An 18103-nucleotide genomic window follows, 5' to 3' on the forward strand; every position below is an offset into this window, starting at 1 on the left:
CTTATGACCACCGCGTTTTCAGCCAGTCAATGGCTTAAACAGTTAAGTGCTGACGGCAGCTCGGTTAAGCTGCCCGAACTGCTGTGGTATCAGCGCCATACCAAGGTGCTGAACCTGAAGCCTACCATCAGTATTCAGAGTAAACTGGCAGGCACCTATCTGGCACGTAGCAAAGGCCGGGGTATGGAGTTTGATGAAGTTCGCCATTATCAGCCGGGCGACGATGTCCGCACTATTGACTGGCGGGTAACGGCACGCAGCGGCAAAGTGCATACCAAGTTGTTCCGGGAAGAAAAAGAGCGGCCGGTATTTATTGTTACCGACTTAACGGACAGCATGCGCTTTGGCAGCAGTTTGTTATTCAAATCAGTGCAGGCAGCCCATCTGGCAGCGGTTATTGCCTGGCATGTCAAACAACATGGCGACAAACTTGGCGGCCTGGTGTTCAGTAATCAACAGCATCGTGAATTAAAACCGCAGGGGCGCAGCCATGGCGTACTTCGATATCTGCAAGCCTTGCAGCAATGCCATCAAAGCGGTGCAAAAACTAACGGTTTAACTTTGACTCAGGCACTTGGTCAGCAGCGACGGCTCAGTCGTCCTGGCAGTCTGGTCTATATACTCTCTGACTTTAATCAACTTGATGAGCAGGCACTGCGCCATATCAGGGCAATTAGCCAGCACAATGAGGTGACCTGCTGTCAGATCAGTGATCCGCTGGAACTGGCGCTACCCTCTTCTGCCCGCGGCATTGCAGCAATTCGTAATCAGCAGCAGGTGGTCAGTGCGGAACTGGCAGACTCTGGTCTGCGTACCCGCTACCAGCAGCAACAACAGCAACAGCAGCGGCAACTAGCGATATCCCTGCAGCAAGTCGGTTGTAAATGGCTGGACATTAGTGCTGGCGACCCCATTATCAGTCAACTGGAGCAAATTCATCATGGCCGCTAAGCAGCAGTTACTCGAGCAGCTGGTGGACATTGCCGAACCGGCCTACCAGCTCCCCCTGCAAATCCCAGCTGGGGCCTATATTTTGCTGGTTATTGCTGTTGGAGCCTTAGCGTATACCAGCTGGGCGTATTACAAACGCTGGCGTTATCTGGCTGCCAAGCGTCAGGCACTAGCCCTACTTAACCAATTAGAAGCGGGCGCAGCAAGTCAGATTAATCAGCTGTTAAAGCGGGTAATAAAACATTACGCGCCTGCTCACCCGGCGCTTACAGCCAGTACAGCGCAGTGGCAAATTTTTTTACAACAGCAATTGCCCGCAAAGCCCTTGCCACTGCTGACCGAATTGCTTTATCAGGCCGGGCCCGATAACCAGCAGAACCAGCAATTTTATCAATTTGCCCAACGCTGGCTGCAACAATTGCAGCCGGCAACCCTGGCTGATAGTCGGCGTCAGGTTCTGGCAGAGGAGACAGCTGATGTTTGAGCTGAGTTACCCCTGGCTGCTTTTACTGGTCGTATTACCCCTCTTTTTTAAGAAACGTCAGCAAGATAGTGGTGGCGCCCTGGCCTTACCTGCCCTGGCAAGGTTAGCCGGCAAACAACAACGTCCTGGCTGGAAACGCCATATCGCTTCACTGCCGCAGGGGTTAATCTGGTTAATGCTGGTACTGGCTGCCTGCCAGCCACGTTGGCTGGGCGAACCGGTTACCCTGCCCCAGCAAGGCCGCGATCTGATGCTGGCCATTGATTTATCCGGCTCAATGGATATGAATGACATGGTGCTCGATGGCCAGAGTATGAACCGGTTATCTGCGGTGAAGCGGGTGGTGGGTGACTTTATCCTGCAACGCAAAGGGGACCGCCTTGGCCTTATTCTGTTTGCTGATGCAGCCTATCAGCAAACCCCGCTAACCTATGACCTGGCTACCGTGCAAACATTTTTAGATGACAGTCAGTTAAAACTGGTTGGCCAGCGCACCGCTATTGGTGAAGCCATTGGCCTGGCAGTAAAACGGCTGAATAAATACGAAACCAGTAATAAAGTGCTTATTCTGTTAAGTGATGGTGCTAATAATGCTGGCAATATCCAACCGCTGGAAGCGCTGGCACTGGCTAAAGCAGCGGGCATTAAAGTCTATACCGTCGGCGTCGGTGCTGACCAGATGGTGCAGCAAACTGTGTTCGGCCGACGCACCGTCAACCCCTCTCAGGATTTAGACGAGCAATTATTAACCCATATTGCCAGTGAAACCGGTGGCAGGTATTTTCGTGCCCGCAACCTGGCTGAACTGACGCAAATTTATCGGTTACTGGATCAATTGGAACCTATCAGCCGCGATAACCTGACTTACCGGCCGCAGCACAGCTTGCTGCACTGGCCACTGGCGCTGGCTTTATTACTGTCTTTCGCTCTGGCAATCCGGCGCATTAACTGGCGGAGGCTGTATGAACCTGCTGGCTGACTTTCATTTGTTGCGGCCATGGTGGCTGCTGGCATTGTTACCCGCGGTAATGTTGTGGCTGTTAATTTTAAATTACCGGCAACAAACCAGTGCCTGGCAACGTGTTATTGCTCCGCACTTGCAGCAGCTTATGCTCAGTGGCAACTTGCTGCTGAAACGCAATCCTCTGGCGCTACCAGTATTGTTGATTTGCTGGTTGCTTAGCGTGTTAGCGCTGGCGGGCCCCACCTGGCAGAAACAACCACAGCCCGCTTTCACCCTGAATAAGGCCACAGTACTGATTGTCGATATGTCGATGTCGATGCGCGCCACCGATATGTCACCCGACAGGGTTACTCAGCAACGATTTAAAGCACTCGACTTTATTGACGAGCTGGCAGAAGGCGAACTGGCCCTGCTTAGCTTCGCTGGTGATGCCTTCGTCATTTCGCCACTGACCCCGGATTTTAACAATGTCCGGTTACTACTCAATGAATTGAAGCCTGAGTTAATGCCGGTACAGGGCTCAAATATTGAAGCTGCGTTGGATCAGGCAGACGATCTGTTGCGACAAGCCGGCCATAGCCAGGGCGACATTGTGTTGTTTACCGATGGTTTTGCCTCTGCAGACTATTCCCGGATTATGCAACGGCTGGACAACTGGCCACACCGCTTGTCAGTGCTGGCCTTTGGCACAGATCAGGGCGCCCCGGTGCAACTTGAGAGTGGTCAGTTACTGAAAGACTCCCGCGGTGCCGTAGTCATTCCTAAGGTGCCATTGTCACAACTGGCCACCCTTGCCCGTAAGGGCCGTGGCAGTTTCGCTGCTGCTGGCACTGGCGATGGCGACATCGAGGGGTTGTTGGCAAATATTAACAGCCAGTTCCAGCAACAAGCAGAACAAAGTGAGCAATTTGCCGGCGACCTGTGGCAAGACAATGCGGTGTATCTGGTGTGGTTACTTTTACCACTGGCCCTGTATCTGGCCAAGCGCGCACCGGTGTTAGTGTTGCTGCCCTTTTGTTATATACCAACCTCTGAAGCCAGTGTCTGGCGCGATCTGTGGCAAACCCCTGCTCAGCAGGCAATAACTGATTATCAGCAACAGGATTATCAGAATGCCCGGCAGAAATTTAACGACCCACTCTGGCAAGGCAATGCAGCGTATCGCCAGGGTGATTATGTCGCTGCAGCAGAGGCCTTCAACCGGGCCGCAGAGCAGCAGCCAAGCGCTGATGCCTTCGCCAACTTAGGTAACAGTCTGGCGATGCAACAGAAATATGAGCAGGCCCTTGCCAGTTATCAGCAGGCATTAGCGCTGGATCCTGAACATCAGCAGGCAAAACAAAATGCTGAACTGCTGGAGCAGTTACAACAGCAGCAACAGCAGCAGGACGGCGAGCAGCAAGATGGTGAGCAACAAGACGGCGAGCAACAAGACGGCGAGCAGCAATCAGCTGATGGCAGCGACAGTTCAGCCGAGTCTGAAGGCAGTGGTGAGGACCAGGGCCAGAGTGAAGCCGGCCAAAATGAACCTACCGACCAGCCCACTGAGCAAAACTCAGCCGCTGAACAACAAAATCCAGAGCAAACTGAACCGTCGCAAAGTGAGCAGCAGGCTGCTACTGCAGCACAACAAGAACAGCAGGAACTGAGCGATAACGAAATGCAGCAAGCAATCCGGGAAATGTGGCCCAATGCTAATCAGGAAGAGCAGCAGCAACTGGATAACTTATTGCGTAAGGTTCAGGATGACCCCGGGCTGTTGCTGCGCAACCGGATGAACCTGGAGTATCAGAAACGTCGTCAATATGCATTACCCAAAGGAGCAGAACAAGAATGGTAAGACGGGGCTTGTTATTAACAATGCTGCTGAGTGTGCTGTTTGGCGCCCTGCTAAGTGCACCGGCTTTTGCTATCAGCCAGCTTGACGCACAGCTGGATAAAAACCCTGTGATGCTTGGTGAAAGTGTACTACTGGAAGTCACAGCAGACAGCAGGCTGCCGGCAAACAGTATTAACTTCAGAGTGCTTGATAATAACTTTACGGTGATGGTGCCATCAGTTAACCAGAGTACCAGCGTTATTAATGGCGATGTCAGCCACAGTACCACCTGGACGGTAACATTGCTGCCAAAAGCCAGCGGTGAGTTTACCATCCCGGCTTTTACTGTTGATAACGTCAGTAGCAAACCCATCGCCATTGAAGTGCTGCCGGTGCAACAGGGCTCAGGCAAACTGCGTGATGTATTCCTGCAAAGCAAACTCAGCACTAGTGAGTTGATGGTCCAGCAAATGGTGTACTACGACGTCACTATCTATTTCAGTGGTGATATTCAACGAGGCAGCTTATCTGAACCCCAACTTGAAGATGCGCTGATCCAGCAGGTAGGGCAGGATCAGGAAGGCACTGAACTGATTGACGGTGAACGTTATCGCTCAATAACCCGTCGCTATGCCATTACCCCGCAGCGTAGTGGTGAGTTTACTATTGCCCCCCCTACTTTTACCGGGGACGTGATAGACCGGGAAAGTGCCCGCCAAAGCTATTTTGCCCGCAGCCGGACTATTGTGCGGGAGGCAGAAACATTGCCCATAACCGTACAGGCCCAACCCGCAAACTATAATGGTGACTGGCTGGTCGCCGGACTCGTTACCCTCAACGAAGAATGGCAACCCGGCCAAGCGCAACTTATGCAGGGTGAACCTGTTACCCGGATCATTACCTTGTCAGCGGTAGATGTCGCCGCCAACCAGTTACCAGATCTTAATATTGAACTGCCTGACGGCTTCAGGGTATATCAGGAACAACCTCAGGTTAAAGGGGCGGAACGGGCTGGCCGTTTAGTAGCACAAAAAGTAATTACCAGCGCCATTATTGCCAATACCCCCGGAGAGTTTGAGCTACCGGAAGTTAAAATATCCTGGTGGAACAGCCAGACCGATCGTCTTGAGCAAACCGTTTTACCCGGTCGAACCGTGCAGGTGCAGGCCAACCCAGACTTGCCCGCCCCTGTAACCATTGCCAATGAATCAGCAAAGCAGGACGCCGGGCCGGCTACAACCCCGCAGCAACCCGTCTCAAACTGGCGTTGGAATCACACCAGCTCAGTCTTGCTGCTTGGCTGGCTGCTAACTTTAACATTGCTGATCTGGCGACAAAAGAAGGCTGCACGCCATCCGCTTCACAGTGAAAATAGTGGCGGGCAAAAATATGACAGCAAAGCATTGCGTGCAGCATGTCTCACTAATAACAAAACCGCTGCCCGTGAGCAGCTGTTGCTGTGGGCCCGCCACCAGAGAATACTGAATCAGGGTTCATTAAGTGCTCTCAGCCAGCAAATTGGACCGGGCACATTCAAAGAGCAGGTAGAGCAACTAAACGCCGCGCTTTACAGCGATAGCGCTGTAAACTGGCAGGGAGACGCCTTGTTGCAGGCGTGGTCAGATTATCAACACAGCAAGCAGCAAATAACCAATAAAGCTGAGCTTCCCCCGCTCTATCCTGAGTAAGCATTTGCCAGGAATTAGCAGCGGTCACCCGCCAGATGATCAGCAACAAGGTCCTGGTTCTCTAGCAAGGTTAACGCCGGCGGCTGCCGGCGTTTCTTCACTCGCCAAAACGAGCAGTCATAAAGCGCTGGTAAGCCAGGGTTCATCTTGTTAGCATAAAAACAAATAATAAGGAGTCTATGTTTTGGAAACTGCAACTATTTTTGCTTTGGGAATTTATTTTGCGGCCATGATAGGTATTGGCTTATATGCTTATCGTAATACCGACGAGAGTGTTTCTGGCTACATGTTAGGTGGCCGCAAGTTAGGCCCGGGTGTTACAGCACTGTCTGCCGGCGCTTCAGACATGAGCGGCTGGATGTTAATGGGTTTACCTGGTGCAATGTATCTGACCGGCTTAAGCAGTGCCTGGATAGCGGTTGGCTTGCTGATTGGTGCCTACATTAACTATATCGTTGTTGCACCAAGATTACGGGTCTATACCGAAGTCGCTCACGATGCGATAACCATTCCTGATTACTTTGAAAAACGGTTTGAAGATAAAACCCGGTTGCTGCGGGTGGTGTCCTCACTGGTTATTGTCGTCTTCTTTACCCTGTATACGTCGTCCGGTGTCGTTGGCGGCGGCAAGCTGTTTGAAAGCTCATTTAATCTCAGTTATGAGCTTGGCCTTTACGTCACAGCCGGTGTAGTGGTTATTTATACCCTGATCGGCGGCTTTATGGCAGTCAGCATGACCGACTTCGTCCAGGGCTGCATCATGTTTATATCACTGGTGTTGGTTCCCGTGGTGGCACTGGACCATCTGGGAGGTTTTGGTGAAGTAAAACAGGTGGTAGAAACAATAGACCCGCAGTTAATAAACTGGGTCGGCGCCTCTTCGGCGATTGCTATTATATCTGCCCTCTCCTGGGGCTTGGGATATTTTGGCCAGCCACACATTATTGTCCGTTTTATGGCGATTCGTTCGGTTAAAGATATTAAAACAGCCCGTCGTATAGGTATGAGCTGGATGCTGGTAACGATAGTAGGCGCGTTGATGACAGGCTTTGTCGGGATTGCTTATGTTGCCCAAACCAAGATGACTCTGAGCGACCCGGAAACGATATTTATCGTATTCTCGCAATTTCTGTTTCACCCTTTTATTGCCGGCTTCTTACTGGCGGCCATTTTAGCAGCAATTATGAGCACCATTTCCTCACAATTGCTGGTAACGTCAAGCTCGCTGACCGAAGACTTTTACAAGGCATTTGTTAAACGTGACGCGACCCAGCGCGAGCTGGTGCTGGTAGGACGGCTATCGGTACTGGCCGTAGCCCTGGTCGCTATCGCGCTGGCATATGATCGGGATAGTTCAGTGCTGCAACTGGTGAGTAACGCCTGGGCAGGTTTTGGTGCGGCATTCGGGCCGCTGATTATTCTCAGCCTGTACTGGAAGAGAATGACCTTTGCAGGCGCGTTAAGCGGAATTGTGGTGGGTGCAGTAACAGTATTAATCTGGATTTATGCGCCTATCACCATCAATGGTGCCAGCTTAAGCAGTACGCTGTATGAAATTGTGCCTGGTTTTATTCTAAGCACTCTGGCAATCGTTATCGTTAGCAAATTCAGTCGGGACCCGGCACCCAGTGTGCTGACGATGTTTAGCAAGATGGAAAAACAGTTAGCAGACCAGAGATAACTGATCAAATCCTCACAACGCAATAAAATGCTATCGCGTTGTGGGGAAAATTTGCTAAATTAACGGTAAGAACTTTTTTGAGAAATCTGCAATATGTATTTTTATGCTGCCCGCCAACCTATTCTCGATCGTAATAAAGTATTGTACGCCTATGAGTTATTGTTTCGGGACGGCCTGAGTAATGTGTTTCCCGAAATAGATGGCGATGAAGCAACATCAAGAATGATTGAAGGTAGCCAGTTTAGTTTCGGGTTAGAGGATTTTCTGGATGATAAACCGGGGTTCATTAATTTTACCCTGGACTCTCTGATAAAAAAATATCCGAGCATGTTACCGAAAGAACAGGTTGTGGTAGAAATTCTGGAGACGGTACAGCCAGGTAAACGTCTGTTAGCCGAGTGCCAGCATTTGAAAGAGCAGGGATACACTTTGGCTCTTGATGATTATATTCATCAGCCGGTCTGGCGCCATTTTTATCCTTTTATAGATATCATTAAAATTGATTTCCGCAGTACCGATATTGAAACAATAAAAAGTGTTCAGGAAGCCATTGCCGACTTCCCGCATATTAAATTGCTGGCAGAAAAAGTTGAAACAAATGAAGAGTTTCAACAGGCCCTGGATATGGGATTCTATTACTTTCAGGGATTCTTTTTTTCACAGCCGGAAATGATGCAGACCAAAGCCCTGTCACCTGCGCAAATGACATTAGCTGAATTGCTGTACGAGACATCAAAAGCAGAGCTGGATCTGGTAAAAATAACCAACGTTTTTCAACGTGACGTTAGTTTGTCATACAAATTATTGCGGTACAGCAACTCCTCTATATTTAAACGCAGGGCAGAAATAGAAACGATTAAACAAGCCTTAGTAGTATTGGGCCAGGTTGAACTTAAGAAGTTTCTGTCGTTACTGTTCACGGCACAAATCAGCAGCGATAAGCCAGCTGAATTAATGCGAATGTCGATGACCCGGGCCCGCTTTGCTGAGGGCTTAGCCAACATCGACGGTAAAGTTGATACCGGCAAAGCATTTTTAACCGGTTTAATGTCGTTAATGGACGCCATTTTAGATGAACCTATTACCAGCGTAATGGAAAAGTTGCCTCTGGCAAAAGAGATTAAAGATGCGCTGGTTGAAAACAGCGGCGTGCTGGCAGAGTATATGACTCTGATAAAATACTATGAAGCTGCACAGTGGCAGCAGGCAAATCAAGCGATGAATCAACTTGGTATCGCCAGTGACAAGGTACCTGACGCCTATCACACTGCTGTGCAGTGGGCAAATGAACAAATGAAAGCCTTAGGAGATTAGTCCTAAGGCTTAGTGCTCATCCCCCAGCCTGACAGTCAGTCAAAACTGACATACTGAGCAACTTTGGCGGCCAGTTTGTCACCTATACCTTTAACTTCGGTCAACTGCTGCTGGTTTGTTATGGGTCCCTTCTCCTGAATATATGCCAGGATAGCCTGTGCTTTAGCTTTACCAATACCTGGAACAGCTTCAAGCTGTTCAGCGCTGGCTTTATTCAGACTTAGTTTCTGCTGTTGTTGTGCAGTGGCAGTTGTTTTATCCAGTGTGGCACCGGGTTTAGCAGCCAGGGTTTGGTTTGCAGTCAAAGTAAGCCCGGTTAATAACAACGCCGCTATTACATTTTTCATAGTTTCTTCCTTAATTATTTTGGTTGCATCCCTGCAAAGCTATTGGTAATAAGTTTAAGCCACTACAACTGTTCAGATTGGTCCTTTAAACAGTGACCTGGCACAAAACCCAGAGAAGCAACATTTTTAATACCAATCAAATATAAATTAGGCGATATTTTTACTTTTGCAATATTTATTTAACTTTAATTGCCAATTTTAAGACTGTCTCTATTCAGCGACAATTAATGCTCGGTGGCATAGGCTGGCGACTAATTGCATTATTAAGTTTATTGTTACGTACAATATAGTTAGGTAACATACAACTTAAACCAAATGTGGAGAATTGCATGTTTCGTTCACTGCTGTTGCTAATCTTACTGTCGGTGCTCTCACTGACACCGGACGCTATGGCACTTGGTAATAAACAACCCGAAGTTACAAAAGAACAGGCTGCTACGCTTGCTCAACAGCGTTTCCCGGGGAAAATATTAAAAGTACAGACTGAAAACCGGCATTATCGGGTACGCTTAATTCAGGCTGATGGCAGAGTAATTACCGTACTGGTCGATAATCGGACTGGCCGGGTTGAAAGGGATGATAAATAATGCGGGTACTGGTAGTTGAAGATGAAACCTTATTAGCTGAGCAGATTAAACAACAGTTAGTACAGCAACAGTTTAGTGTTGATATCGCAAAGGACGGCGATGATGGCTGGTTTAAACTGGCAGAGTATCCCTACGATCTGGCCGTTATTGATCTGGGCCTGCCCAAGATGGATGGCTTAACGCTGATCCGCAAAGCCCGGCAGAAAGAGATTAAAACACCTATTATTATTCTGACCGCTCGTGGCAGCTGGCAGGAGAAAGTAGAAGGGCTGGACGCTGGCGCTGATGATTATCTTACCAAACCATTTCACGGTGAGGAACTGTTGGCGCGATGCAATGCCTTGATCCGCCGCGCTGCCGGCCAGCCCGACCCAACCCTCAGTGCAGGTCCGGTGTCACTTAACAGCAGAACACAGCAAGTTTGGGTAAATGATGATGAAATTAATCTGACGGCATATGAATATAAAGTACTGGAATACTTTATGTTGAATCCCAGTAAGGTAATTTCCAAAACGGAATTAACCGAGCATATCTACGATCAGGATTTTGATTTAGACAGTAATGTTATTGAAGTTTTTGTTTTACGATTACGCAAAAAACTTGACCCTGACGGCGATTTAAAACCAATAGAGACATTACGTGGCCGTGGTTACCGCTTTAATCTGACAATCAGTTAATGATGACATTGTCACTTAAGTTACGTCAGGGGCTGGTTAGCATAGTATTACTTTTGCTATTGTTACCCAGCTCATTTGTAGCCATTGATCAGGCTTTTTTTACCCAACTGCTGACCAATGCTGAGCAGAAACTTGAAGTGCATATGTATGCTATTTTGTCAGATTTAAAGATTACCGATGGCAAAATAGAACTCAGCAATAATACATTGTCACCCGATTTTTTCCGGCCTGACTCTGGTTTGAGCGCTTATATTACCAGCAATGAAAATATCAGTGCTGAAGATGCATTCGTTGACAGCACTGCTATTAATAGTACCAGTACTAACGTTAGCAGCTCTGGCATCAACAGCGGTGCAGTTGACAGCTTTGACGCAGACAGCTTTGAAATCGACAGTATCGTCTGGCAGTCCGACTCCTCACTCAGCCAGAAATTCAACCCGCCCGATACCACGCTGGTTCCCGGCGAGCACATGTTTTATCCCTATGTCAGCGCATCAAAGGAATACTGGTTACTCAGTATTGCGCTGCTATTTGATTCAGGCGAACAAACCCGGCCGTTAACCATTCATATCGTTCAAACTGATGCCATGTTAACGGCGCCATATATCAGCTTCCGCAACACTCTGCTTAGCTGGTTTATCTGGATTGGTGCTGCCCTGGTATTATTCAGCGTACTGGCATATTACTGGACCACCAAACCTTTGAGTAAGCTTGATCAGGAAATACGCAAACTGGAGGGTGGCGAACAGGACCACCTGAACGGTCACTACCCGGCAGAACTTACAACTATTAAAGAAGATTTAAACTTACTACTGGCCAACCAGAACCGGCAGAAACTGCGCTACAGAAACCATCTGAGCGACCTGGCTCACGCCTTAAAAACGCCGGTAGCAGTATTAAATACTTCCATATTGAGCCAACAACCCGAATTAAAAGAGCAGCTTGATCGGATCAGTGCCATGATTGATCATCAACTGAAAAGAGCAAGTAGTTCCGGCCAGGATATCTGGAAAAAGCAGTTTGAAATTTTGCCCCATATCGAAAAGCTGTGTAACGCACTGCAAAAAATTTACCGCGATAAAGAGTTAGACATCCAGATAGACTGCCCGGAAAATGCCACGTTTCGCGGCGATGAGACTGATTTAATGGAAATACTGGGTAATTTACTCGACAACGCCTGCAAAGCCTGTAGACACCGGGTAAAACTTACTGTCAGTCAGAACCCGCTTAATTTAATTATTGAAGATGATGGTCCGGGCATCGCCAAAGATGACAGAAAGAAACTGTTTGCACGCGGCACCCGGCTTGATACCTACAAAGACGGTCACGGCGTTGGCTTGTCGATTGTTGCTGAACTCGTTTCGTCATACTCTGGTGGGATGCAGGTGACTGAAAGCCCTTTAGGGGGCGCCAGATTCGAACTTATTTTTCCGGAATAATAAAATTTTCAACAGCTAAGGTAAAACAAACACTGATCGCCCCGCCCGCTGCCTCCGTAACGCATTTAAATATTTTGAGGACTAACCACCATGGAACTTAACCCCGCAACAATTAAAATTAAAAACCTGCGTTTACGAACCTTTATTGGTATTAAGGATGATGAAATTAATAACAAACAAGATGTGATTATTAACGCCAGGATCCAGTACAGCGCTAATAACGCAGCCAATAGTGACGATATGAATAACGCCCTGAATTATCGCACTATTACCAAGCAGATTATTGAGCTTGTAGAAATGAACCGTTTTAGTTTGCTGGAAAAGTTAACTGCAGATGTATTGGCGTTGGCCAGTGCTCATCCTGCTGTCCATTTTGCTGAAGTTGAGATAGATAAACCGCATGCATTGAGGTTTGCCGACTCAGTGTCACTAACCTTATCAGTAAACAAATAATAAACCAGGCACAACCGTCTATACTAAGCAGCAATACTTGGCAGCAATTTGCGGATGAACAGGAGCACATGATGCGTATTTTAGTCACCGGTGGAACAGGTCTTATTGGTTCTGCCCTGCTTAAATACTGGCGCTATCAACATCAGATAACGGTGTTAACCCGTCAACCTGTCGCCCGCCTGCAGCAAACTGCCTCCCTGACCTACGTTAACACGCTGCAACAAGTTGACTTTAACCACCTTGATGCGGTTGTTAACCTGGCCGGTGAACCCATTGCCAACAAAAGATGGACTGACAAACAAAAACAACGTATCTGTGACAGCCGCTGGCAGCTTACTGAACAGCTAAGTGAGTGCATTCAGGCTGCCAAAACGCCTCCGACCTGCCTGATCAGTGGGTCTGCAGTTGGCTATTATGGTCGACAGGGTACTGAATTTATCTGTGAAGAACACAGTGCTTTTTATCCTGAATTCAGTCATGACATTTGTGCCCGCTGGGAAAATCTGGCACTTCGGGCTGGCAGCGATAAAACCCGGGTCTGTCTGTTGCGAACCGGCATTGTATTGTCTGATCAGGGCGGTGCTCTGGCAAAAATGTTGCCGGCATTTCGCTTTGGCCTGGGAGGCCCTATTGGTAATGGTCAGCAATATATGTCGTGGATCCATATTGATGACATCGTTAAATTAATAGACTTCTTACTGCAATCCCCGACCCTGCAAGGCCCCTTTAATGCCGTCGCACCAAAAGCCGTTACCAATAAGCAATTTAGTCAGGCGCTGGCAGAGCGGTTAAACCGACCAGCCAAACTGACAATGCCAGCCTTTATGGTAAGGCTATTGTTTGGTGAAATGGCAGATATTTTGTTATACGGCCAACGGGTAGTGCCCCAGAAAGCACTGGATGCAGGCTTTAAATTCCAGTATCCAAAGCTGCCAGCTGCGCTGGCAGACTTAGATTTATAGATCCAGTTTTATAGATCCAGTTTTATAAACTCAGATTTATAACCTCAGCCCATTAACTCTGAATAACCCGTCTGATCAGAATGGCACCCGGTATCTGTAACAAGCGACGTAATTGCCACCAACCCAGTAAACTGACGGAGACAATACCGATAACGGGACCCATCCACCACAGCGCGAAATGGAACTGAAACGGCATTTCAAAAACCCGTTGTTGCAGTACCATCAATAACAGCTCTGCCAGCACAGTGGCAAACAAACCTGCCAGAGCACCCAGGAACGCAAACTCAAGCAATAAGGCATTTCGTAAAAATGCATACTTGGCCCCAAGCGTACGCAAAATGGCCAGCTCTTGCTCCCGTTGCTCCAGTGTCGCCTGTACCTGAGCTACCAACACTAACGCTGCTGCCAGGGCAATAATGACCAGAATAAAACTCAGGGCAATTGTTACCTGAGCAATAATATCATTCACCTGATTAATAATGGCATCAACGCTGATAACCGTTACGGTAGGCATTTGCCGGGCCAACTGATTAATCAGATTGCCACTATTTTGCTCAAGGTAAAAAGCCGTTATGTAGGTTGCTGGAAACGTCGCCAGCACGTCAGGGCTCAATATCATATAAAAGTTAGGTTGTAAGCTGTTCCAGTCAACCTGACGAATACTGGTTACCGTAGCATTAACTTGTTGGCCACCAATTGAAAAATCAAGTTTATCGCCCAGCGTTACTTGTAACCGCTCGGCAATTTCCTGCTCAACTGAGACTTCAGCACTGGTATCGGCACCAAACCATTGCCCGGTAATCACCTTGTTATTGGCCGGTATTTCTGCCAGCCAGGTCAGGTTCAGTTCGCGGCCTACGCCAACGCGCTGCTCGCTACGATCTTCCTTAGAAGCTTCCTGCTGCAGCTGTTCACTGTTAATACTGATTAACCGGCCACGCACTACCGGATAAAACGGCTCTGGCCGTAAACTATTTGCCTCGGTAAACGCAGTCACCTTAGCGCGCTGATCAGCACTGACATTTACCAGAAAATGATTTGGTGCACCCTCCGGAATTTGTTGCTGCCACTGACCAATCAGTTCAGCCCGCAGAAAATACAACAATAAGGTCAGGAAAATAGCCAGACTAAAGGTAATTAACTGAAAACTATTTGGCCAAAGCCGGCGGCGTAAATTCGCTAATGCCAGCCTGCCGGCACTGCTTTGCCCGGCCGCAACCGGCTTGGCAAGCTTAACCATAACAGCAGCGAACCCCAGTAAAATAGCGGCAAACAATGCGCAAAGTAAAAACAGGCCGACACTAATCAGTAACTCGCCGCTGAATAGCCACATTAAACCCCAGATAGCCGCGGCACCGAATATCAGCTGCCACTTATCCAGGTTAATTGCTGCTGCAGGTTGTTTTAATACTTCGATAGCGGGTGTTTTAGCCAGTTGCCATAATGGTCGGGCAGCAAACAATAACGCGCAGACAATACAGGTGATGGTGCCCAGCAGCAGAGGTCTGACACTGAATTCAGTCCGGTAATCACTGATATAATGGCTTATGCCCAGCTCTGCAGCAAAAATTGCCAACTGGCCACCCAGCAACCCTAACACCAGACTAAACAGCACCACTAACAGTAGATGACTGCTGTATAGCAACCTTGCTTTAGCTGTGGTAGCACCAAGCGCCTTAATAATAGCAACCGCCTGGGTATGACGCTGACTATAACGACTGGCCGCCACAGCGGCAGCGCAAGCGGCCAGCACTATCCCTAGCAGTCCTGCCAACAGCAAAAAGCGCTCTGCCCGCTCCAGCGCACTACCAATGGCAGATTCCCGGTCGAGATTACGCCAACGCTGATGTACGGTCAGCATCGGTTCCAGGGCTGCGGTAAGGTTATCCAGCGCCGTGGTACTGCCAGCAAACAAATAACGATAGCTTATCCGGCTGCCAGGCTGCACAATATTCGTTGCAGCGACATCATCCAGATGCATTATGACCCGGGGCGACCCTCCAAATACACTCAGCGGTGCATCAGGTTCATTGACGATTACCCCAGCAACAACCAGCCGGGATTCCCCCAGTTCAACGGTATCACCCGGCTTAACCTGCAATAGGTCCAGTAATCTGGCTTCAAACCAGACTTCTCCCGGGGTTAATTGCCCGGCCGGCCCGGACGTAATACTCGCCGAGCGATGTAACACTAAATTGCCGCGCAGCGGATAGCTGTCACTGACCGCTTTAATCGTAGCAAGCTGCATCTGCTCACCGGCAAACAACATCGAATCAAATTGCATTTGCCGGGCAGAGACAACATCAAGCCCGCTCGCCACCTCAAAAAAACTGTTGTCAAACGGCTGACTTGACCCCAATACCCTGTCAGCAGCAGTAAACTGAGCACTGCGCTGTTGCAGGGCGCTTTTAACACTTTGGGTAATACCGCTTAAGCTAACAACTGAACCTACTGCCAGAAACAACGCAAAAGCAATAACCCATAACTCACCACGCTTTAACTCGCGCCAGAACAAGCGGCCTGCAATACTAGCCCACATTCGCTGTTTCCTCAGTTGCCGCGTCAGATGTGACAAAACTGCCTGAGCGCATCTTATGCTGGCGCTGACAGCGTTGTGCCAGCTCATTGTTATGCGTCACCAATACTAATGTCGTGCCCTGACTATCATTCAGTTCAAATAGCAGGTCTTCGATCATTTTACCGGTCACTGCATCCAGATTTGCTGACGGCTCATCGGCAAACAGAATAGCCGGCTTGGTAATAAAAGCTCTGGCAATAGCAACCCGTTGCTGTTCGCCACCGGATAATTGTGATGGAAAAAAGTCGGCCCGGGCAGTTAATCCAACCTGCTCAAGTAATGCCAGGCCCCGCTCACGCGCCTTCCGGTCTCCCGACAGTTCAGCAGGTAACGTCACATTCTCCAGCGCAGTTAAACTGGGTAACAGTAAAAAAGACTGAAATACAAAGCCCACGTCCCGCGCCCTTACCCCGGCCCGCTCGTCTTCTGATAGCTGATGCAAAGGTTGGCCAGCCATATAGATTTCACCTTCACTGGGCGTATCCAGCCCAGCCAGCAAGCTCAGCAAGGTTGACTTACCTGAACCTGAGGCGCCAACTATCGCTACCGTTTCGCCACGATTGATTGTCAGGCTGATATCATGCAGGATAGTTAGTGATCCCTCAGGGACCTTGACGCGTTTAGCAAGGTTTATCGCTTTAATATGTAATTCAGGTGTTTTATTCATGCGCATCATCTTTTTGTTATTAATCAGTTTAATCAGTCACAGCACCTATGCTGACAAATTACTTATCTTAGGTGATAGCCTGAGCGCCGCATACGGCATGCAACAACATCAGGGCTGGCCAGCGTTGCTACAGAAAAATACCGAATGGCAGCTTATTAATGCCAGTATCAGTGGTGAGACCACCTCTGGTGGTCTGGCCCGCCTCCCTGCCCTGCTTACAGAGCATCAACCGGATGTCGTGCTGATTGTACTGGGAGGCAACGATGGTTTGCGAGGGTTCTCAGTTGAGCTTATTCAGGCAAACCTCAGTAAAATCATTACACTGGTTAAGCAGCATAATGCTCAGCCACTACTAATGCAAATACGGATCCCGCCCAACTATGGACCACGATACGTCAGACAATTTACCGCGCTCTATCCGCAGCTGGCCGAAAGACATAATGTTACCTTGTGGCCGTTTTTTATGGACAGTATTGCGATTGACAGTGATTTAATGATGGCAGATGGTATTCATCCGAATGTAGCAGCACAACCGATGATTAACGATTTTGTAGCAGATTTGCTGAAAGACTTAGAGACCAGCGATAAATAAAAATGGTTAATACACCGCCGACGTGGCTAGTGAAGAAAAAGTAGGAGTTAATTGAAAATTGGATGGCGTCCCCTAGGGGATTCGAACCCCTGTTACCGCCGTGCCAAAGTGTTTAGCGCGGTGTCCCTACACCGCCCTCACGGCGATAGAACAACTAACATAGGAGTGAACTCGGAATTGGATGGCGTCCCCTAGGGGATTCGAACCCCTGTTACCGCCGTGCCAAAGTGTTTAGCGCGGTGTCCCTACATCGCCTTCACGGCGATAGAACAAATAATATGGGAGTGAACTCGGAATTGGATGGCGTCCCCTAGGGGATTCGAACCCCTGTTACCGCCGTGAAAGGGCGGTGTCCTAGGCCTCTAGACGAAGGGGACATAACAGTACAACAACACAACAACGTAATGAATCAGTGACTAAAGTGGCGTCCCCTAGGGGATTCGAACCCCTGTTACCGCCGTGAAAGGGCGGTGTCCTAGGCCTCTAGACGAAGGGGACGCTGTATTCAGTCAAAGTGTGCAGATTTAAGTGGCGTCCCCTAGGGGATTCGAACCCCTGTTACCGCCGTGAAAGGGCGGTGTCCTAGGCCTCTAGACGAAGGGGACGCACTGGAAATCTTGGTGGAGCTAAGCGGGATCGAACCGCTGACCTCTTGCATGCCATGCAAGCGCTCTCCCAGCTGAGCTATAGCCCCACACTTTAGCATTCAGAAATTCGCCGGAACGTTATCGCTGAACACGGGGCGCATTCTAGGGTGACACCGTAAATGTGTCAACAGTTTTTTCTAGCCAAAATTTTGTTCGGCCATTTTTTAAACTCTCAGGCGAAAATTCAAGCGATATATCAGCCAGCTTACTGATTTTCCAACAACTTAGCATGCTCTGTTGCTACAGAATGCCA

The 18103-nt window shown here is 48.8% G+C and carries 16 protein-coding genes and 4 tRNA genes; 13 read left to right on the forward strand and 7 right to left on the reverse strand.

What is annotated here, in order from left to right:
* The first annotated feature begins 3 nt into the window (after window positions 1-3).
* The 7 genes from CRO03_RS08125 (at window position 4) to CRO03_RS08155 (ending at window position 8901) form a co-directional block, all read left to right on the forward strand.
* Window positions 4-951 carry a DUF58 domain-containing protein gene (locus tag CRO03_RS08125; RefSeq protein ID WP_097111122.1) on the forward strand — a complete coding sequence of 316 codons (948 nt, stop codon included), beginning with the start codon at window positions 4-6 and terminating at the stop codon, window positions 949-951.
* Window positions 941-1435, forward strand: coding sequence for a DUF4381 domain-containing protein (locus tag CRO03_RS08130; protein WP_097111123.1), 495 nt, complete (start codon window positions 941-943; stop codon window positions 1433-1435). The genes CRO03_RS08125 and CRO03_RS08130 overlap by 11 nt, the downstream gene beginning before the upstream one ends.
* The gene (locus tag CRO03_RS08135) at window positions 1428-2414 is read left to right on the forward strand and encodes a vWA domain-containing protein (protein WP_097111124.1); all 987 of its coding nucleotides are present in this window, start codon (window positions 1428-1430) and stop codon (window positions 2412-2414) included. Before CRO03_RS08130 ends, CRO03_RS08135 begins: the two co-directional genes overlap by 8 nt.
* Window positions 2398-4239: a vWA domain-containing protein gene (locus CRO03_RS08140; protein ID WP_097111125.1), complete on the forward strand. Its 1842-nt coding sequence runs from the start codon at window positions 2398-2400 to the stop codon at window positions 4237-4239. The genes CRO03_RS08135 and CRO03_RS08140 overlap by 17 nt, the downstream gene beginning before the upstream one ends.
* Entirely contained in the window at window positions 4233-5906 is a 1674-nt protein-coding gene (locus CRO03_RS08145) for a BatD family protein (protein ID WP_097111126.1), read from the forward strand. The genes CRO03_RS08140 and CRO03_RS08145 overlap by 7 nt, the downstream gene beginning before the upstream one ends.
* A 184-nt stretch (window positions 5907-6090) precedes the next feature.
* Window positions 6091-7587, forward strand: coding sequence for a sodium/proline symporter PutP (putP, locus tag CRO03_RS08150; protein ID WP_097111127.1), 1497 nt, complete (start codon window positions 6091-6093; stop codon window positions 7585-7587).
* Window positions 7588-7680: 93 nt separating this feature from the next.
* Window positions 7681-8901: an EAL and HDOD domain-containing protein gene (locus CRO03_RS08155; protein WP_097111128.1), complete on the forward strand. Its 1221-nt coding sequence runs from the start codon at window positions 7681-7683 to the stop codon at window positions 8899-8901.
* A 35-nt stretch (window positions 8902-8936) separates the two neighbouring features.
* Here the strand turns inward: CRO03_RS08155 and CRO03_RS08160 are convergent, their stop codons facing one another.
* Complete coding sequence (locus tag CRO03_RS08160; protein ID WP_097111129.1) at window positions 8937-9248, reverse strand: ComEA family DNA-binding protein; 312 nt, start codon at window positions 9246-9248, stop codon at window positions 8937-8939.
* Between the two features lie 329 nt (window positions 9249-9577).
* On the opposite strand from CRO03_RS08160, the gene CRO03_RS08165 reads away from it, so the two are divergent.
* From CRO03_RS08165 to CRO03_RS08185, 5 genes are all read left to right on the forward strand, one after another.
* Window positions 9578-9835: a PepSY domain-containing protein gene (locus CRO03_RS08165; RefSeq protein ID WP_097111130.1), complete on the forward strand. Its 258-nt coding sequence runs from the start codon at window positions 9578-9580 to the stop codon at window positions 9833-9835.
* Complete coding sequence (locus CRO03_RS08170; protein ID WP_097111131.1) at window positions 9835-10512, forward strand: response regulator transcription factor; 678 nt, start codon at window positions 9835-9837, stop codon at window positions 10510-10512. Before CRO03_RS08165 ends, CRO03_RS08170 begins: the two co-directional genes overlap by 1 nt.
* A 2-nt stretch (window positions 10513-10514) precedes the next feature.
* Window positions 10515-11951, forward strand: coding sequence for an ATP-binding protein (locus tag CRO03_RS08175; RefSeq protein WP_097111132.1), 1437 nt, complete (start codon window positions 10515-10517; stop codon window positions 11949-11951).
* Between the two features lie 90 nt (window positions 11952-12041).
* A complete protein-coding gene (gene folX / locus CRO03_RS08180; protein ID WP_097111133.1) occupies window positions 12042-12404 on the forward strand; it encodes a dihydroneopterin triphosphate 2'-epimerase in 363 nt (120 codons plus the stop codon).
* Window positions 12405-12472: 68 nt separating this feature from the next.
* Window positions 12473-13366, forward strand: coding sequence for a TIGR01777 family oxidoreductase (locus tag CRO03_RS08185; RefSeq protein ID WP_245861538.1), 894 nt, complete (start codon window positions 12473-12475; stop codon window positions 13364-13366).
* Window positions 13367-13418: 52 nt separating this feature from the next.
* On the opposite strand, the gene CRO03_RS08190 is transcribed toward CRO03_RS08185, so the two are convergent.
* Both CRO03_RS08190 and CRO03_RS08195 read right to left on the reverse strand, forming a co-directional pair.
* Window positions 13419-15905 (reverse strand): ABC transporter permease, encoded by a 2487-nt coding sequence (locus CRO03_RS08190; RefSeq protein WP_097111135.1) that lies wholly within the window; start codon window positions 15903-15905, stop codon window positions 13419-13421.
* Window positions 15895-16611, reverse strand: a complete 717-nt coding sequence (locus CRO03_RS08195; protein ID WP_097111136.1) for an ABC transporter ATP-binding protein — start codon at window positions 16609-16611, stop codon at window positions 15895-15897. The genes CRO03_RS08190 and CRO03_RS08195 overlap by 11 nt, the downstream gene beginning before the upstream one ends.
* On the opposite strand from CRO03_RS08195, the gene CRO03_RS08200 reads away from it, so the two are divergent.
* Entirely contained in the window at window positions 16610-17203 is a 594-nt protein-coding gene (locus tag CRO03_RS08200; protein ID WP_097111137.1) for an arylesterase, read from the forward strand. The genes CRO03_RS08195 and CRO03_RS08200 overlap by 2 nt on opposite strands.
* A gap of 301 nt (window positions 17204-17504) precedes the next feature.
* Here CRO03_RS08200 and CRO03_RS08205 read toward each other — a convergent pair.
* The 4 genes from CRO03_RS08205 to CRO03_RS08220 form a co-directional block, all read right to left on the reverse strand.
* Window positions 17505-17580: transfer RNA gene (locus tag CRO03_RS08205), tRNA-Glu, on the reverse strand.
* A 45-nt stretch (window positions 17581-17625) separates the two neighbouring features.
* Window positions 17626-17701 (reverse strand) — tRNA-Glu (locus CRO03_RS08210).
* A gap of 31 nt (window positions 17702-17732) precedes the next feature.
* Window positions 17733-17808 (reverse strand) — tRNA-Glu (locus tag CRO03_RS08215).
* A 13-nt stretch (window positions 17809-17821) separates the two neighbouring features.
* Window positions 17822-17897: transfer RNA gene (locus CRO03_RS08220), tRNA-Ala, on the reverse strand.
* Window positions 17898-18103 lie beyond the last annotated feature (206 nt).

Source organism: Arsukibacterium tuosuense, assembly GCF_900215315.1.
GTDB classification, from domain to species: domain Bacteria; phylum Pseudomonadota; class Gammaproteobacteria; order Enterobacterales; family Alteromonadaceae; genus Alishewanella; species Alishewanella tuosuense.

Excerpts from the sequence above, each read along its gene's own strand:
- CRO03_RS08125 (WP_097111122.1), top strand. The coding sequence starts at position 4 with ATGACCACCGCGTTTTCAGCCAGTCAATGGCTTAAACAGTTAAGTGCT.
- CRO03_RS08130 (WP_097111123.1), top strand. The coding sequence starts at position 941 with ATGGCCGCTAAGCAGCAGTTACTCGAGCAGCTGGTGGACATTGCCGAA.
- CRO03_RS08135 (WP_097111124.1), top strand. The coding sequence starts at position 1,428 with ATGTTTGAGCTGAGTTACCCCTGGCTGCTTTTACTGGTCGTATTACCC.
- CRO03_RS08140 (WP_097111125.1), top strand. The coding sequence starts at position 2,398 with ATGAACCTGCTGGCTGACTTTCATTTGTTGCGGCCATGGTGGCTGCTG.
- CRO03_RS08145 (WP_097111126.1), top strand. The coding sequence starts at position 4,233 with ATGGTAAGACGGGGCTTGTTATTAACAATGCTGCTGAGTGTGCTGTTT.
- CRO03_RS08155 (WP_097111128.1), top strand. The coding sequence starts at position 7,681 with ATGTATTTTTATGCTGCCCGCCAACCTATTCTCGATCGTAATAAAGTA.
- CRO03_RS08160 (WP_097111129.1), bottom strand. The coding sequence starts at position 9,248 with ATGAAAAATGTAATAGCGGCGTTGTTATTAACCGGGCTTACTTTGACT.
- CRO03_RS08165 (WP_097111130.1), top strand. The coding sequence starts at position 9,578 with ATGTTTCGTTCACTGCTGTTGCTAATCTTACTGTCGGTGCTCTCACTG.
- CRO03_RS08170 (WP_097111131.1), top strand. The coding sequence starts at position 9,835 with ATGCGGGTACTGGTAGTTGAAGATGAAACCTTATTAGCTGAGCAGATT.
- CRO03_RS08175 (WP_097111132.1), top strand. The coding sequence starts at position 10,515 with ATGACATTGTCACTTAAGTTACGTCAGGGGCTGGTTAGCATAGTATTA.
- folX (WP_097111133.1), top strand. The coding sequence starts at position 12,042 with ATGGAACTTAACCCCGCAACAATTAAAATTAAAAACCTGCGTTTACGA.
- CRO03_RS08185 (WP_245861538.1), top strand. The coding sequence starts at position 12,473 with ATGATGCGTATTTTAGTCACCGGTGGAACAGGTCTTATTGGTTCTGCC.
- CRO03_RS08190 (WP_097111135.1), bottom strand. The coding sequence starts at position 15,905 with ATGTGGGCTAGTATTGCAGGCCGCTTGTTCTGGCGCGAGTTAAAGCGT.
- CRO03_RS08200 (WP_097111137.1), top strand. The coding sequence starts at position 16,610 with ATGCGCATCATCTTTTTGTTATTAATCAGTTTAATCAGTCACAGCACC.
- CRO03_RS08195 (WP_097111136.1), bottom strand. The coding sequence starts at position 16,611 with ATGAATAAAACACCTGAATTACATATTAAAGCGATAAACCTTGCTAAA.